Source organism: Citrobacter sp. LJND-P06 (assembly GCF_058188415.1).
Genome location: NZ_CP187317.1, coordinates 2,753,964 through 2,769,006, shown reverse-complemented (window position 1 = coordinate 2,769,006; position 15,043 = coordinate 2,753,964). Strand labels below are relative to the sequence as shown.

General features: G+C 52.8%; 13 protein-coding genes. 11 read left to right on the top strand and 2 right to left on the bottom strand.

The features are described from left to right. Nucleotides 1–62: 62 nt before the first annotated feature. Together flgK and flgL are read left to right on the top strand one after the other, a co-directional pair. Nucleotides 63–1,706 (top strand): flagellar hook-associated protein FlgK, encoded by a 1,644-nt coding sequence (flgK, locus tag ACO7SM_RS13270; protein WP_490467928.1) that lies wholly within the window; start codon nt 63–65, stop codon nt 1,704–1,706. 15 nt (nt 1,707–1,721) lie between these two features. Beyond that, nucleotides 1,722–2,675, top strand: coding sequence for a flagellar hook-associated protein FlgL (gene flgL / locus ACO7SM_RS13265; protein ID WP_490467927.1), 954 nt, complete (start codon nt 1,722–1,724; stop codon nt 2,673–2,675). Nucleotides 2,676–2,918: 243 nt separating this feature from the next. Here the strand turns inward: flgL and rne are convergent, their stop codons facing one another. After that, the gene (gene rne / locus ACO7SM_RS13260) at nt 2,919–6,176 is read right to left on the bottom strand and encodes a ribonuclease E (protein ID WP_490467926.1); all 3,258 of its coding nucleotides are present in this window, start codon (nt 6,174–6,176) and stop codon (nt 2,919–2,921) included. A 572-nt stretch (nt 6,177–6,748) separates the two neighbouring features. Here rne and rluC point away from each other — a divergent pair. Further along, nucleotides 6,749–7,702, top strand: a complete 954-nt coding sequence (gene rluC / locus ACO7SM_RS13255; RefSeq protein WP_192611882.1) for a 23S rRNA pseudouridine(955/2504/2580) synthase RluC — start codon at nt 6,749–6,751, stop codon at nt 7,700–7,702. A gap of 81 nt (nt 7,703–7,783) precedes the next feature. Here rluC and ACO7SM_RS13250 read toward each other — a convergent pair whose 3' ends face one another. Then, nucleotides 7,784–8,368, bottom strand: coding sequence for a Maf family protein (locus tag ACO7SM_RS13250; protein WP_490467925.1), 585 nt, complete (start codon nt 8,366–8,368; stop codon nt 7,784–7,786). A gap of 197 nt (nt 8,369–8,565) precedes the next feature. Here ACO7SM_RS13250 and yceD point away from each other — a divergent pair, with 197 nt between their 5' ends. The 8 genes from yceD (at nt 8,566) to fabF (ending at nt 15,015) form a co-directional block, all read left to right on the top strand. Then, entirely contained in the window at nt 8,566–9,087 is a 522-nt protein-coding gene (gene yceD / locus ACO7SM_RS13245; protein ID WP_490467924.1) for a 23S rRNA accumulation protein YceD, read from the top strand. Nucleotides 9,088–9,103: 16 nt separating this feature from the next. Beyond that, the gene (gene rpmF / locus ACO7SM_RS13240; RefSeq protein WP_000290724.1) at nt 9,104–9,277 is read left to right on the top strand and encodes a 50S ribosomal protein L32; all 174 of its coding nucleotides are present in this window, start codon (nt 9,104–9,106) and stop codon (nt 9,275–9,277) included. A gap of 201 nt (nt 9,278–9,478) precedes the next feature. Then, the gene (gene plsX / locus ACO7SM_RS13235) at nt 9,479–10,558 is read left to right on the top strand and encodes a phosphate acyltransferase PlsX (protein WP_490467923.1); all 1,080 of its coding nucleotides are present in this window, start codon (nt 9,479–9,481) and stop codon (nt 10,556–10,558) included. A 76-nt stretch (nt 10,559–10,634) separates the two neighbouring features. Continuing rightward, on the top strand, nt 10,635–11,600 hold the full coding sequence (locus ACO7SM_RS13230; protein WP_192611886.1) for a beta-ketoacyl-ACP synthase III: 966 nt from the start codon (nt 10,635–10,637) through the stop codon (nt 11,598–11,600). 15 nt (nt 11,601–11,615) lie between these two features. Next, nucleotides 11,616–12,545 (top strand): ACP S-malonyltransferase, encoded by a 930-nt coding sequence (fabD, locus tag ACO7SM_RS13225; protein ID WP_490467922.1) that lies wholly within the window; start codon nt 11,616–11,618, stop codon nt 12,543–12,545. A gap of 12 nt (nt 12,546–12,557) precedes the next feature. Further along, nucleotides 12,558–13,292 carry a 3-oxoacyl-ACP reductase FabG gene (fabG, locus tag ACO7SM_RS13220; protein ID WP_003036255.1) on the top strand — a complete coding sequence of 245 codons (735 nt, stop codon included), beginning with the start codon at nt 12,558–12,560 and terminating at the stop codon, nt 13,290–13,292. Nucleotides 13,293–13,446: 154 nt separating this feature from the next. Next, nucleotides 13,447–13,683 (top strand): acyl carrier protein, encoded by a 237-nt coding sequence (gene acpP, locus ACO7SM_RS13215; RefSeq protein ID WP_000103754.1) that lies wholly within the window; start codon nt 13,447–13,449, stop codon nt 13,681–13,683. A gap of 90 nt (nt 13,684–13,773) precedes the next feature. Beyond that, on the top strand, nt 13,774–15,015 hold the full coding sequence (gene fabF, locus ACO7SM_RS13210; RefSeq protein ID WP_490467921.1) for a beta-ketoacyl-ACP synthase II: 1,242 nt from the start codon (nt 13,774–13,776) through the stop codon (nt 15,013–15,015). The last annotated feature ends 28 nt before the right edge of the window (nt 15,016–15,043 follow it).

Genomic DNA, 15,043 nt, shown 5'->3' with positions numbered 1-15,043 from the left:
AGCTCAAGTCCAGCAAGCCGCTGCCGATAATAACCTGTATTGAAGGATGAAAAGGAATCTCCATGTCCAGCTTGATTAACAACGCCATGAGTGGACTTAACGCGGCCCAGGCTGCGTTAAATACCGCCAGTAACAACATCGCCAGTTATAACGTTGCGGGATATACCCGACAAACCACCATTATGTCGCAAGCGAACAGCACGTTAGGCGCGGGTGGTTGGGTCGGCAATGGCGTGTATGTCTCAGGCGTGCAGCGCGAGTACGACGCGTTTATCACTAATCAGCTACGCGCAGCCGAAAACCAGAGCAGCGGGTTGACCACCCGTTTTGAGCAAATGTCGAAAATCGACAACCTGCTTTCCAGCAAAACCAGCTCAATTTCGACCTCGATGCAGGACTTTTTCACCAGCCTGCAAACGTTAGTCAGCAACGCGGAAGATCCCGCCGCACGTCAGGCGTTGATTGGAAAAGCGAACGGGCTGGTAAACCAGTTTAAGACCACCGATCAATACCTGCGCGATCAGGATAAACAGGTCAACACGGCTATTTCGTCCAGCGTTGAGCAGATCAACAACTATTCGAAACAGATTGCCAGCCTGAATGACCAGATCTCCCGTCTGACTGGCGTGGGGGCAGGGGCATCGCCAAATGACCTTCTTGACCAGCGCGACCAACTGGTGAGCGAGTTAAATAAAATTGTCGGCGTTGAGGTCAGCGTTCAGGATGGCGGCACCTATAACCTGACGATGGCAAACGGATATACTCTGGTACAGGGCAGTAATGCGCGTCAACTCGCAGCAGTACCGTCCAGCGCCGATCCTTCGCGAACCACGGTTGCCTATGTTGATGCGGCGGCCGGAAACATTGAAATTCCAGAGAAACTGCTCAATACCGGATCGCTCGGCGGGCTGATGACGTTCCGTTCTCAGGATCTTGACCAGACCCGCAATACCCTGGGCCAGTTAGCGTTAGCGCTTGCCAGTGAATTTAACACCCAGCATAAAGCGGGTTTTGATGCCAACGGTGATCCCGGTAAAGACTTTTTCGCGATCGGCAATCCTTCGGTTATCGGCAATGCCAAAAATAGCGGTAATGCGGTATTAACAGCGAAAGTGGATGACAGCACAAAAGTGCAGGCCACGGATTATAAAGTGGTGTACGACGGCAGTAAGTGGCAGGTCACGCGTCTTGCGGATAACACCACTTTTGAAGCGAAACCGGATGCCGACGGTAAGCTGGACATTGACGGTCTGAAAGTGACGGTCAGCGGAACGCCGGGGGCGAAAGCCAATGACAGCTTTACGTTAAAGCCGGTCAGTGACGCCATTGTCAACATGAAGGTCATGGTCACCGATGAGTCGAAAATCGCCATGTCCAGCCTCAAGGATTCCGGTCAGAGCGATAACCGTAACGGTCAGGCACTGCTGGATCTGCAAGGCAAAGCTACCGTCGGCAATAAAACCTTTAACGATGCTTACGCCACGCTGGTCAGTGATGTGGGGAATAAAACGTCCACGCTGAAAACCAGTAGCACCACCCAGGGCAATGTGGTGACTCAACTGACAAACCAGCAGCAGTCAATCTCTGGCGTCAATCTTGATGAAGAGTATGGCAACCTGCAACGCTATCAACAGTACTATCTGGCGAATGCGCAAGTCCTGCAAACGGCCAGTTCGATGTTTGATGCACTGATGAACATTCGCTAAAGGAGAGGGGCTTAAATGCGTATTAGTACCCAGATGATGTACCAGCAGAATATGCGTGGCATCACCAATTCCCAGGCCGAATGGATGAAGTACGGCGAACAGATGTCCACCGGCAAGCGGGTGATTAATCCGTCGGATGATCCGATTGCCGCTTCGCAGGCTGTTGTCCTGTCGCAGGCACAGGCGCAGAACAGTCAGTTCACGCTGGCGCGTTCGTTTGCTACGCAGAAAGTGTCGCTGGAAGAGAATGTGTTAAGCCAGGTGACTACGGCGATTCAGAGCGCGCAAGAGAAAATCGTCAGTGCGGGCAACGGTACGTTAAGTGACGATGACCGTGCCTCGCTGGCGACAGACCTGCAAGGGATCCGCGATCAGCTGATGAACCTGGCGAACAGTACCGATGGTAATGGGCGCTATATTTTTGCCGGTTATAAGACTGAAAGCGCGCCGTTTTCCCAGACGGACGGCGCATACCACGGTGGTAGTGAGAGTGTCACTCAACAGGTCGATGCGTCCCGTACGATGGTGATTGGTCACACCGGCGATCAGATTTTTAATAAAATCACCAGTAATGCTGTGCCGGAGCCAGACGGAACTGATTCTGAAACCAGTCTGTTCAAAATGCTGGATAGCGCTATCGACGCGCTGAACACGCCTGTGGCGGGGAATGATGCGGACAGAGATAAAGCGTCGGCGGCGATTGATAAAACCAGCCGGGGCTTAAAAAACTCGCTGAATAACGTACTGACGGTGAGGGCAGAACTGGGAACGCAACTGAAGGAGCTTGATTCACTGGATGCGTTGGGAAGCGATCGCGCGTTAGGCCAGACGCAGCAAATGAGCAACCTGGTCGACGTGGACTGGAATGCAGCAATCTCTTCGTATGTGATGCAACAGGCGGCGCTTCAGGCGTCTTATAAAGCGTTTACCGATATGCAGGGTATGTCGCTGTTTCAGCTTAACCGATAACCTTTTTTAAAACATACCGCGAAACCGGGTATGTTTTATCTGCCCGCTCCATCACCCCGGAGCGGGCTTTTTTTTGCGCCTGATCCAGCATGAATAACGTCGTGATAAGACAAAACCGCGCACGGCGGTTATGCGTCATCCGCAGCGTGAACATTACCGCGCCACGTACCTGACTAGCCGCAGCGACCGAATTAAGGATAAAAAAAAGCCGACCTGAAGGTCGGCTTTCGCGGTGTTGCTTGCTTATTCTATCGGCTGAGGACGCGTCGGTTGCGCAGACGCCTGATGCGTTGCACTGTGACCCCCGGCCGCCCCTTTACCGTCAAAGGCAAACTCAGGACGCTGCCAGTCGCTGTGACGCGGCGCTTCCGGAACATATTCCGGTGCAGGCGCACGGGTCATTGGCGCAGTGGCATGCTGGCGTGCAGGCACAGATTCAACGGCGACAGGCGCTGTCTCTTCAATGACTTCTGCCGCGACAACAGGTGCAATCACCTCGACTTTCGCTTCTTCTTCCACCACAACGGCAGGTTCAGTAACCCCGGCAACCACTTCGGGTTCAGCGACAACGTTCGCAGGTTCGGTGATTACGGTTTCCTGAACCTCTTCCACTGCTTTCGCTTCAGAAATGATCTCTTCGGCAACAGGGACATCCGCTTGTGCGATAACCTGTGGCTGTTCAGCAACGGCCGTCGCGATGACTTCCGGGTGCGTTGTTTCCACAACCGCAGTTTCCACAACCGCAGTTTCTACAACCATGGATTCCACAACAGCAGGCTGCGGCTCGACAGCGACCATTTCGGTCTGAACTGGCGCTTCGACAATCTGCTCGACGGCAACGGCTTGCGGCGCAATCGCGGCGGTTTGGGTGACTACCGGTGCGATCTCTTGTTCACGCTGCTCTTCAACCTGCACATCCTGAGGACGAACAACCGGGTAACGGATCCACACTTTTCCAGAGGCCATTTCCGGAGACGCACAGGCGATGGTCAACGGCATCGGTGACTGAACCGGGTAGCGCTCATCACGGTAGCGACGACGACGTTGGCCGCTGACGCGCAGGTGACGAGGTGAACGACGTGAGCGACGCGGCATACCGTTGTTGTCGCGAGCGTCGGTGTTCTCTTCCTGTTCTGCGGTAACGTCGGCGACAACCGGTAGATCCAGTTTTGCCAGCTCAGTACGTTGAACCGGTGCGGTTTGCTCTACAGCCTGGGTCGCTACATTCTCAACGACCGCAGAAGCCGCGAGTTCGACGTCAACCGCTGCGCTCTCACCGTAACGCACTTTCTGGTTCAACTGGCGCTGTTTACGACGCGGTTGAGGCTGACGAACGCGTTCTTCCTGTTCCGTTTCCTGTACCGGTTGCTCATCAAGGTTGAGTGCTTTAACTTCCTGCTGCGCCTGACGTTTGTCGTCGCTACGACGACGATTACGCTCGCGACGCGGCGCTTGCTGCTCATCACCGGATTTGGCTTTTTCGCTAACGTCATTACCCATCGGCTGACGGTTGTCGCGCGACTCGGCATTTTGCGGCGAAGGCTGACGGCGGTTACGACGGTTCTCTTCGCGGTTTTCACCGCCTTCTGAACGGTCGTTACGATCGCTGCGGTCACCACGATCATTGCGGTTATCACGGCGGTCATTACGATCGCGGCGATTGTTCTGACGCGGCTTGCGGCGATCCTGCTGACGTTCCGGTTTCTCTTCCGCTTTAGGTTCTGCTTGCTCAACCGGTTTCGCTTCTTCACTGCCCGCGAACATGGATTTCAGCGCGCCAAAGAAACGGCTTAACAGACCCGGCTGCGCGGCGGCGGCTGCAACGGTCACTGCGGCGGCTTTCGGCGCAGCGGCTTTAACAACGGTTTCTGTAGGTTCTGGTGCAGGCGGAACTTCTGGCATGGCAAAGGTCGCCAGCGCCGGTTGCTCAGGGCGTTTACGCTCGGCGTACTCTTCTTCAGAAGGTAATGCCATGGCCTCTTCATGCAGTTTCGGCAGCATATAGCTCAGCGTCGGTGTTTCTTCGCCTTTACGGACACGCAGCACGGAGTAGTGCGGAGTTTCCATCTGATCGTTTGGTACGATCACACAGCGAACGCCATCCTGACGCGTTTCAATCGCATTTACCGCGTTACGTTTTTCGTTCAGCAGGTACGAGGCGATCGGCACAGGAACAATCGCGTGTACTTCCTGGGTGTTTTCTTTCAGCGCTTCTTCTTCAATCAAACGCAGAATAGACAGGGACAGCGATTCATTATCACGAACGGTGCCGGTGCCGCTACAGCGTGGGCAAACGTGATGGCTGGATTCACCCAGAGATGGGCTCAGACGCTGGCGGGACATCTCCAGCAGGCCAAAGCGGGAAATATGGCTAATCTGAATACGCGCACGATCCTGGCGTACCGCTTCACGCAGACGGTTTTCAACCGCGCGCTGGTGGCGAACCGGGGTCATATCAATAAAGTCGATAACAATCAGGCCGCCGAGGTCACGCAGACGCAATTGACGAGCGATTTCATCCGCCGCTTCCAGGTTGGTGTTGAACGCAGTCTCTTCGATATCACCGCCGCGCGTGGCGCGAGCTGAGTTGATATCGATAGCGGTTAACGCTTCGGTGCTGTCGATAACGATGGAGCCGCCGGAAGGCAGACGGACTTCACGCTGGAATGCAGATTCGATCTGCGATTCGATCTGGTAGTGGCTAAACAGCGGAATTTCACCGGTGTAGAGCTTAATTTTGCTGCTGAAATCCGGGCGACCCAGCGCTGCGATGTGCTGGCGCGCCAGTTCGAGCACTTTCGGGTTATCGATGAGGATTTCACCGATGTCCTGACGTAAATAGTCACGGAAAGCACGAACGATAACGTTACTTTCCTGGTGGATCAGGAACGGAGCAGGGCGGCTCTCAGCGGCTTTCTGAATCGCTTCCCAGTGTTTAAGACGGAAGCTCAGATCCCACTGCAGCGCTTCGGCAGATTTGCCGACGCCAGCGGTACGCACGATGAGCCCCATGCCATCAGGCAGTTCCAGGCTCGCCAGCGCTTCTTTTAACTCGGTACGATCGTCGCCTTCGATACGACGAGAGATGCCGCCCGCACGCGGGTTGTTCGGCATCAGAACCAGATAGCTCCCCGCCAGACTGATAAATGTCGTCAGTGCAGCACCTTTGTTGCCACGCTCTTCTTTATCAATCTGAACAATAACTTCCTGGCCTTCGCGCAACACATCTTTAATGTTTGGACGACCATGGGCGTTGTAATTGGCGGGGAAATATTCGCGGGCAATTTCTTTTAACGGGAGGAAACCGTGACGTTCAGCGCCGTAATCAACAAAAGCGGCTTCCAGGCTCGGTTCAATACGGGTAATTTTGCCTTTATAGATGTTTGCTTTTTTCTGTTCATGTCCAGGACTTTCGATATCCAGGTCGTACAGACGTTGCCCATCTACAAGGGCGACACGCAACTCTTCCTGCTGAGTTGCGTTGATTAACATTCTTTTCATCGTAACTTACTCATTATTCTTACATTGACGACTAAGCTGCGGGCATAGTAACGCCTTTCCGGGTGTGAACCGATGGCCTCGTGACTATTCGCGTCGCCAACCTCACGGTTGTCGTCTGCTCAAAGAGGCGCAGAGTGTCGGTTGCCTGTATTTCAAACGGAAACACAGCGCAATTATCAGGGGAACAGTCTGGGTATTACTCTCCAGAGAAGATCCTATCTACCGGTAAGGACTGCAACCCGCAGCCCGCTAACTGTCTGAAAGATCAATACGTCTTACGCCATTGCTGCGTTGATGATCGGTCAGACAAAATGGGTTATTCCGTAAAAGTTCTTGTTTTAGCAAGTTTCAACACGGAAACAGCCTCATTATTCCACTGCTAACCTTGTTATAGCAAGATGACTTTTACCATTTATCACCCGGTTACTCACAGTTTTTTCACTTCTGCAGAGTGATTGGTTTAATAACCGCCAAATTGAAGAAGTGGACGGTGAGTGAACGGGTGTAAAAGTAAATATAAGCATAGAAAAATGAGTGGCGCTAATCTCAATGGCTATTTAGAATCGCCCACCATGAAAACAGAGACTCCATCCGTAAAAATGATTGCCATTACAGCAGACGAAGCTGGGCAACGAATCGACAACTTTTTACGCACGCAACTTAAGGGCGTGCCAAAAAGTATGATTTATCGCATTTTGCGTAAAGGCGAAGTGCGGGTGAACAAAAAACGCATCAAACCCGAATATAAGCTGGAAGCCGGTGATGAAGTGCGTATTCCGCCAGTGCGTGTTGCCGAACGTGAAGAAGAGGCGGTTTCGCCGCATCTGCAAAAAGTCGCGGCATTGGCAGATGTCATTCTCTATGAGGATGAGCATATTCTGGTGCTGAATAAACCTTCCGGTACGGCTGTGCATGGCGGAAGCGGGCTCAGCTTCGGGGTGATTGAAGGTTTGCGCGCACTGAGACCAGAAGCGCGTTTCCTGGAACTGGTACACCGCCTTGACCGTGACACTTCCGGCGTATTGCTGGTGGCGAAAAAGCGCTCTGCTTTGCGTTCGCTGCATGAACAGTTGCGCGAAAAGGGAATGCAAAAAGATTACCTGGCGCTGGTGCGCGGTCAGTGGCAGTCGCACGTCAAAACGGTTCAGGCACCTTTATTAAAAAATATTCTGCAAAGCGGTGAGCGCATTGTTCGGGTAAACCAGGAAGGTAAGCCGTCGGAGACACGTTTCAAAGTGGAAGAACGCTACGCGTTTGCTACGCTGGTGCGTTGTAGCCCGGTCACTGGCAGAACTCACCAGATTCGCGTTCACACTCAATATGCCGGACATCCTATCGCATTTGACGATCGTTACGGCGACCGTGAATTTGATAAACAACTGGCGGGAACAGGGTTATCGCGACTCTTTCTCCATGCCGCCGCGCTGAAGTTTACGCATCCCGGCACCGGGGAAGTGTTACGTATCGAAGCGCCGATGGATAACCAACTGAAGCATTGTCTTCAGGTATTACGTAACAAAGCCTAAGGCGCTTTGCTTATCTGGCCTACGGAGTCATCTCTATTCCAGGCCAGATAAGACGCATACGCGTATTATCAGGCAGACCCGCTAGGCCTTCAGCGGGTTCATCTCTTCCCGGCGCAGCATCTGACACAGCGCAATCAACGGTAATCCAATGAGCGTGTTCGGATCTCGTCCCTCTAAGCGCTCGAAAAGCGCGATGCCGAGTCCTTCGCTTTTAAAGCTCCCCGCACAGTGCAATGGGCGTTCCTTGCGCACATAGTCCTCGATTTCCGTTTCGCTCAGATGACGAAAATGGACATCGAAAGGCTCGACTTCCGTTTGCAAGTGACCGGTTGCGGAATGATAAAGCGCAAGCCCGGTATAAAACGTCACAATATTCCCGCTGGCTTTCGCTAATTGCTGTCGTGCATTTTCTTCGGTGAGCGGTTTACCGGTGATTTCACCGTCCAGAACGCAGATCTGATCGGAACCAATGATCAGGTGATTTGGGAAGCGGTGGGCGAGAGATTGGGCTTTTTCTTGTGCCAGACGCAATACCAGATGTCGCGGCGCTTCGCCTAGCTTCGGGGTTTCGTCGACGTCCGGGGCGGCGCATTCGAAGGGAATACACAGCTTTTCAAGCAATGCGCGACGCCAGGGTGACGTTGAAGCGAGAATCAGTTGCGGCATATTTTTTTCCCCAGATATAGCGTAATGATGTGAGCCATTTTAAACTATGCGCCGGGTCGTTCAAGCGAGCCTCAGCGGCTTGTCCTGATTGATTTTAAGACTGTGACTCGCAATGTGTGCGAATTATTGGCAAAAGGCAACCGCACGTTGCCTTTTTCTTTGACTATATGACGTTACAAAGTTAATATGCGCGCCCTATGCAAAAGGTAAAATTACCCCTGACTCTTGATCCGGTTCGTACGGCTCAAAAACGCCTCGATTACGAAGGTATCTTTCCTTCCGATCTGGCAGAGCGCGTCGCCGATTCTGTAGTCAGTGTGGACAGTGATGTGGAATGCTCCATGTCGTTCGTTATCGATAACCAACGTCTCGCCGTTATTACGGGTGATGCGAAGGTTTCGGTTACGCTCGAATGCCAGCGTTGCGGGAAGCCGTTTCCACACCATGTACACACAACGTATTGTTTCAGTCCTGTCCGTTCTGACGAACAAGCTGAAGCACTCCCGGAAGCGTATGAGCCGATTGAGGTTAACGAATTCGGTGAAATCGATCTGCTTGCAATGGTAGAAGATGAAATTATCCTCTCCTTGCCGGTAGTTCCGGTGCATGATTCTGAACACTGTGAAGTGTCCGAGGCGGACATGGTCTTTGGTGAACTGCCTGTTGAAGTGCAAAAACCAAACCCATTTGCCGTATTAGCCAGCTTAAAGCGTAAGTAATTGAGGAGTAAGGTCCATGGCCGTACAACAGAATAAACCAACCCGTTCCAAACGTGGCATGCGTCGTTCTCATGACGCTCTGACCGCAGTCACCAGCCTGTCTGTAGACAAAACTTCTGGTGAGAAACACCTGCGTCACCACATCACTGCCGACGGTTTCTACCGCGGTCGCAAGGTAATCGCTAAGTAATCACGCGTTACTCGACGGATTTCGTATTTCAGGAAACCGGCAAGCGAGAGGATCCCCACTGCACAGGTTACTCTGCCCTGGGGTGAATAAGCGCGGTCAGTGCGCCTGCGGTGTGAATGCCGAAGAGTACAAGCGTGATGAAGCTTAGTGAGGATTTCCCCGTGTAAGCGGGGAAACACCTAACCGGGCGGCGACGATACCTTGACACGTCTAACCCTGGCGTTAGATGTCATGGGGGGAGATTTTGGCCCTTCCGTGACAGTGCCTGCAGCATTGCAGGCACTGAATTCTAATTCGCAACTCACACTTCTTTTAGTCGGGAATCCCGATACCATCACGCCATTACTTGCCAAAGCTGACTTTGAACAACGTTCGCGTCTGCAGATTATTCCTGCACAGTCAGTTATTGCCAGTGATGCCCGGCCTTCGCAAGCGATCCGCGCCAGTCGCGGGAGCTCCATGCGTGTGGCCCTGGAGCTGGTGAAAGAAGGTCGAGCTGAGGCCTGTGTGAGCGCCGGTAATACGGGCGCGCTGATGGGACTGGCGAAATTAATGCTCAAGCCTCTTGAGGGGATTGAGCGTCCGGCGTTGGTGACGGTTTTACCGCATCAGCAAAAGGGCAAAACGGTGGTGCTGGATCTGGGCGCCAACGTGGATTGCGATAGCACGATGTTAGTGCAGTTTGCCATTATGGGCTCCGTTTTAGCGGAGGAGGTGGTTGGCATAACCAACCCCCGAGTGGCGCTACTTAACATCGGCGAAGAAGAAACCAAGGGTCTCGACAGTATTCGGGATGCCTCAGTAGTGCTAAAAACAATCCCTTCCATCAACTACATCGGCTATCTTGAAGCTAATGAATTATTGACGGGAAAAACCGATGTTCTGGTATGTGATGGATTTACAGGTAATGTCACATTAAAGACAATGGAAGGTGTTGTCAGAATGTTTCTCTCACTGCTGAAATCTCAGGGTGAGGGCAAAAAACGGTCGTGGTGGCTGCTGTTATTAAAACGTTGGTTACAAAAAAGCCTAACGAGGCGATTCAGTCACCTCAACCCCGACCAGTATAATGGCGCCTGTCTGTTAGGATTGCGCGGCACGGTGATCAAAAGTCATGGTGCGGCCAATCAGCGAGCATTTGCGGTCGCGATTGAACAGGCAGTGCAGGCGGTGCAGCGACAAGTTCCTCAGCGAATTGCCGCTCGCCTGGAATCTGTATACCCAGCCGGATTCGAATTGCTGGAAGGCGGCAAAAGCGGGAGTTCGCGGACACGCAAGTGATGATGTGGCCGTCTCGCTGTTAACGCACCAGCAGTTTGCATGTGGTGGTATATAACCGAAAAGTGACTGAGCGTACATGTATACGAAGATTATTGGTACTGGCAGCTATCTGCCTGAACAAGTGCGTACTAACGCCGATTTGGAAAAAATGGTCGAGACATCTGATGAGTGGATCGTCGCTCGTACAGGTATCCGTGAACGCCATATTGCTGGGCCAAATGAAACAGTCGCGACGATGGGCTTCACTGCCGCAAACCGCGCACTTGAGATGGCCGGCATTGATAAAGAACAAATTGGTTTGATCGTGGTTGCGACCACATCGTCAACACACGCATTCCCAAGTGCCGCTTGCCAGATTCAGAACATGCTGGGCATTAAAGGTTGTCCGGCGTTTGACGTTGCGGCGGCGTGTGCGGGTTTTACCTATGCCTTAAGCGTTGCCGACCAGTATGTAAAATCGGGTTCCGTAAAACATGCGCTGGTGGTGGGGTCTGATGTTCTGGCTCGCACTTGCGATCCGACCGATCGTGGGACGATCATTATTTTCGGTGATGGCGCTGGCGCGGTTGTTCTGAGCGCATCCGAGGAACCGGGCATCATCTCGACGCATTTACATGCGGACGGACGCTACGGTGAATTGTTGACGCTGCCTAATGCCGATCGCGTGAATCCGGAAAACTCGATTCATCTGACGATGGCGGGTAACGAAGTCTTTAAAGTCGCGGTAACTGAACTGGCGCGCATCGTTGATGAGACGCTGGAAGCCAACGGTCTTTCTCGCTCCGACCTGGATTGGCTGGTGCCACACCAGGCGAACCTTCGCATCATTTCCGCAACGGCGAAGAAGCTGGGGATTGATCCAGACAATCTTGAAGAGAAAGTCGTCATTACGCTTGACCGTCATGGCAATACTTCTGCTGCATCTGTACCGTGCGCGCTCGACGAAGCCGTGCGTGACGGGCGGATCAAAGCCGGTCAGTTGGTATTGCTTGAAGCCTTCGGGGGTGGATTCACCTGGGGCTCCGCGCTGGTTCGTTTCTAGTATAAGGAATTAAACATGACGCAATTTGCTTTTGTGTTCCCTGGTCAGGGTTCTCAAACCGTTGGGATGCTGTCTGATATGGCGGCAGCCTACCCCATCGTAGAAGAAACGTTTGCAGAAGCTTCTGCGGCGCTGGGCTACGACCTGTGGGCGCTGACGCAGCAAGGCCCTGCAGAAGAACTGAATAAAACGTGGCAAACTCAGCCCGCACTGTTGACGGCGTCCGTTGCACTGTATCGCGTATGGCAGCAGCAGGGCGGTAAAGCCCCCGCGCTGATGGCGGGACACAGCCTCGGTGAATACTCTGCGCTGGTCTGTGCTGGCGTCATGAATTTTGCTGATGCGGTTCGTCTGGTTGAACTGCGCGGTAAATTCATGCAGGAAGCAGTCCCGGAAGGGACGGGCGGCATGTCTGCTATTATTGGTCTGGACGATGCTTCCATTGCCAAAGCGTGCGAAGAGTCTGCGCAAGGTCAGGTCGTCTCGCCGGTTAACTTTAACTCGCCGGGTCAGGTGGTTATTGCCGGACATAAAGATGCGGTAGAACGTGCTGGCGCAGCCTGTAAAGCCGCAGGTGCGAAACGTGCACTTCCGTTGCCGGTTAGCGTTCCGTCACACTGTGCGCTGATGAAACCCGCAGCAGAGAAACTGGCTGTTGAGTTAGCGAAAATCACCTTCAACGCGCCGACGGTTCCTGTCGTGAATAACGTTGATGTGAAATGTGAAGCTGATGCTGATGCAATTCGTGATGCACTGGTACGCCAACTGTATAATCCGGTGCAGTGGACGAAGAGCGTAGAATTTATCGCCGCGCAGGGTGTTGAACACCTTTATGAAGTGGGCCCAGGTAAAGTCCTCACTGGTCTGACAAAACGTATTGTTGACACCCTGACAGCCTCGGCACTGAATGAGCCAGCGGCGCTGTCTGCGGCGCTTGAGCAATAAAAGAGGAAAACCATGAGTTTTGAAGGAAAAATCGCGCTGGTTACCGGTGCAAGCCGTGGCATTGGCCGCGCAATTGCTGAAACACTCGTTGCCCGTGGCGCGAAAGTTATCGGTACTGCAACCAGCGAAAGTGGCGCTCAGGCCATTAGCGATTACTTAGGTGCAAACGGTAAAGGTCTGATGTTGAATGTGACCGACCCTGCATCTATTGAATCTGTTCTGGAAAATATTCGCGCAGAATTTGGTGAAGTCGATATCCTGGTTAATAATGCCGGTATCACTCGTGATAATCTGTTGATGCGAATGAAAGATGATGAGTGGAACGATATTATCGAAACCAACCTGTCATCTGTTTTCCGTCTGTCAAAAGCGGTAATGCGCGCTATGATGAAAAAGCGTCATGGTCGTATTATCACTATCGGTTCTGTGGTTGGTACCATGGGAAATGCAGGTCAGGCCAACTACGCTGCGGCGAAAGCGGGTTTGATCGGCTTCAGTAAATCACTGGCGCGTGAAGTTGCGTCCCGTGGTATTACTGTAAACGTTGTTGCTCCGGGCTTTATTGAAACGGACATGACGCGTGCGCTGTCAGATGATCAGCGTGCGGGTATTCTGGCGCAGGTTCCTGCGGGTCGCCTCGGCGGCGCTCAGGAAATCGCCAGTGCGGTTGCATTTTTAGCCTCTGACGAAGCAAGTTACATCACTGGTGAGACTCTGCACGTCAACGGCGGAATGTACATGGTTTAATCACGATGAAAAAGATTTGCGTTATTAGAGCGAATGGCCTCAAAATAACGTAAAATCGTGGTAAGACCTGCCGGGATTTAGTTGCAAATTTTTCAACATTTTATACACTACGAAAACCATCGCGAAAGCGAGTTTTGATAGGAAATTTAAGAGTATGAGCACTATCGAAGAACGCGTTAAGAAAATTATCGGCGAACAGCTGGGCGTTAAGCAGGAAGAAGTAACCAACAATGCTTCCTTCGTTGAAGACCTGGGCGCAGATTCTCTTGACACCGTTGAGCTGGTAATGGCTCTGGAAGAAGAGTTTGATACTGAGATTCCGGACGAAGAAGCTGAGAAAATCACTACCGTTCAGGCTGCCATTGATTACATCAACGGTCACCAGGCGTAAGTGAACATCTCCAGGCGGTCACTCGACCGCCTGAGTTTTATCTTTATTTTGTCCCACTAGAATCATTTTTTCCCTCCCTGGAGGACAACCGTGTCTAAGCGTCGTGTAGTTGTGACCGGACTGGGCATGTTGTCTCCTGTCGGCAATACCGTAGAGTCTACCTGGAAAGCTCTCCTTGCCGGTCAGAGTGGCATCAGCCTGATCGACCATTTCGATACTAGCGCCTATGCAACTAAATTTGCTGGCTTAGTAAAGGATTTTAACTGTGATGACATCCTCTCGCGCAAAGAACAGCGCAAGATGGATGCCTTCATTCAATATGGAATTGTCGCTGGCGCTCAGGCCATGCAGGATTCTGGTCTTGAAGTGACGGAAGAGAACGCAACCCGTATTGGCGCCGCAATCGGCTCCGGTATTGGCGGTCTCGGACTTATCGAAGAAAACCATACCTCACTGGTAAACGGTGGGCCGCGTAAGATCAGCCCGTTCTTCGTCCCGTCGACGATTGTTAACATGGTGGCAGGACACCTGACCATCATGTATGGCCTGCGTGGGCCAAGCATCTCTATCGCTACAGCCTGTACGTCTGGCGTACACAACATCGGTCATGCCGCGCGTATCATTGCATACGGCGACGCAGATGCGATGGTTGCGGGTGGTGCTGAAAAAGCCAGTACCCCGCTTGGCGTGGGTGGTTTTGGCGCGGCTCGTGCGCTGTCTACACGTAATGAAAACCCACAAGCGGCAAGCCGCCCGTGGGATAAAGAACGTGATGGCTTTGTGCTGGGCGACGGTGCAGGCATGGTGGTACTGGAAGAGTACGAACATGCGAAAGCGCGTGGCGCAAAAATTTATGCTGAAGTTGTCGGCTTTGGTATGAGCAGCGATGCTTATCACATGACGTCACCGCCGGAAGATGGCGCAGGCGCGGCGCTGGCGATGGTCAACGCGCTGCGTGATGCCGCACTCGAACCGGGTCAGATTGGCTATGTCAATGCACATGGTACGTCGACGCCGACAGGCGACAAAGCGGAAACCCAGGCCGTGAAATCGGTATTTGGTGATGCGGCGACCCGTGTGATGGTCAGTTCCACCAAATCCATGACTGGCCACTTGCTGGGCGCGGCTGGCGCGGTAGAGTCTATTTTCTCTATCCTGGCGCTGCGCGATCAGGCTGTTCCGCCGACCATTAACCTGGATAATCCAGATGATGGTTGCGATCTGGACTTCGTTCCGCACGAAGCGCGTCAGGTCAGCGGAATGGAGTACGCATTGTGTAACTCCTTCGGCTTTGGCGGTACCAACGGCTCGCTTATCTTTAAAAAGATCTGATGCAATTCAGGCCAGCCAGTGCGCAGGC

Excerpts from the sequence above, each read along its gene's own strand:
- flgK (WP_490467928.1), top strand. The coding sequence starts at position 63 with ATGTCCAGCTTGATTAACAACGCCATGAGTGGACTTAACGCGGCCCAG.
- flgL (WP_490467927.1), top strand. The coding sequence starts at position 1,722 with ATGCGTATTAGTACCCAGATGATGTACCAGCAGAATATGCGTGGCATC.
- rne (WP_490467926.1), bottom strand. The coding sequence starts at position 6,176 with ATGAAAAGAATGTTAATCAACGCAACTCAGCAGGAAGAGTTGCGTGTC.
- rluC (WP_192611882.1), top strand. The coding sequence starts at position 6,749 with ATGAAAACAGAGACTCCATCCGTAAAAATGATTGCCATTACAGCAGAC.
- ACO7SM_RS13250 (WP_490467925.1), bottom strand. The coding sequence starts at position 8,368 with ATGCCGCAACTGATTCTCGCTTCAACGTCACCCTGGCGTCGCGCATTG.
- yceD (WP_490467924.1), top strand. The coding sequence starts at position 8,566 with ATGCAAAAGGTAAAATTACCCCTGACTCTTGATCCGGTTCGTACGGCT.
- rpmF (WP_000290724.1), top strand. The coding sequence starts at position 9,104 with ATGGCCGTACAACAGAATAAACCAACCCGTTCCAAACGTGGCATGCGT.
- ACO7SM_RS13230 (WP_192611886.1), top strand. The coding sequence starts at position 10,635 with ATGTATACGAAGATTATTGGTACTGGCAGCTATCTGCCTGAACAAGTG.
- fabD (WP_490467922.1), top strand. The coding sequence starts at position 11,616 with ATGACGCAATTTGCTTTTGTGTTCCCTGGTCAGGGTTCTCAAACCGTT.
- fabG (WP_003036255.1), top strand. The coding sequence starts at position 12,558 with ATGAGTTTTGAAGGAAAAATCGCGCTGGTTACCGGTGCAAGCCGTGGC.
- acpP (WP_000103754.1), top strand. The coding sequence starts at position 13,447 with ATGAGCACTATCGAAGAACGCGTTAAGAAAATTATCGGCGAACAGCTG.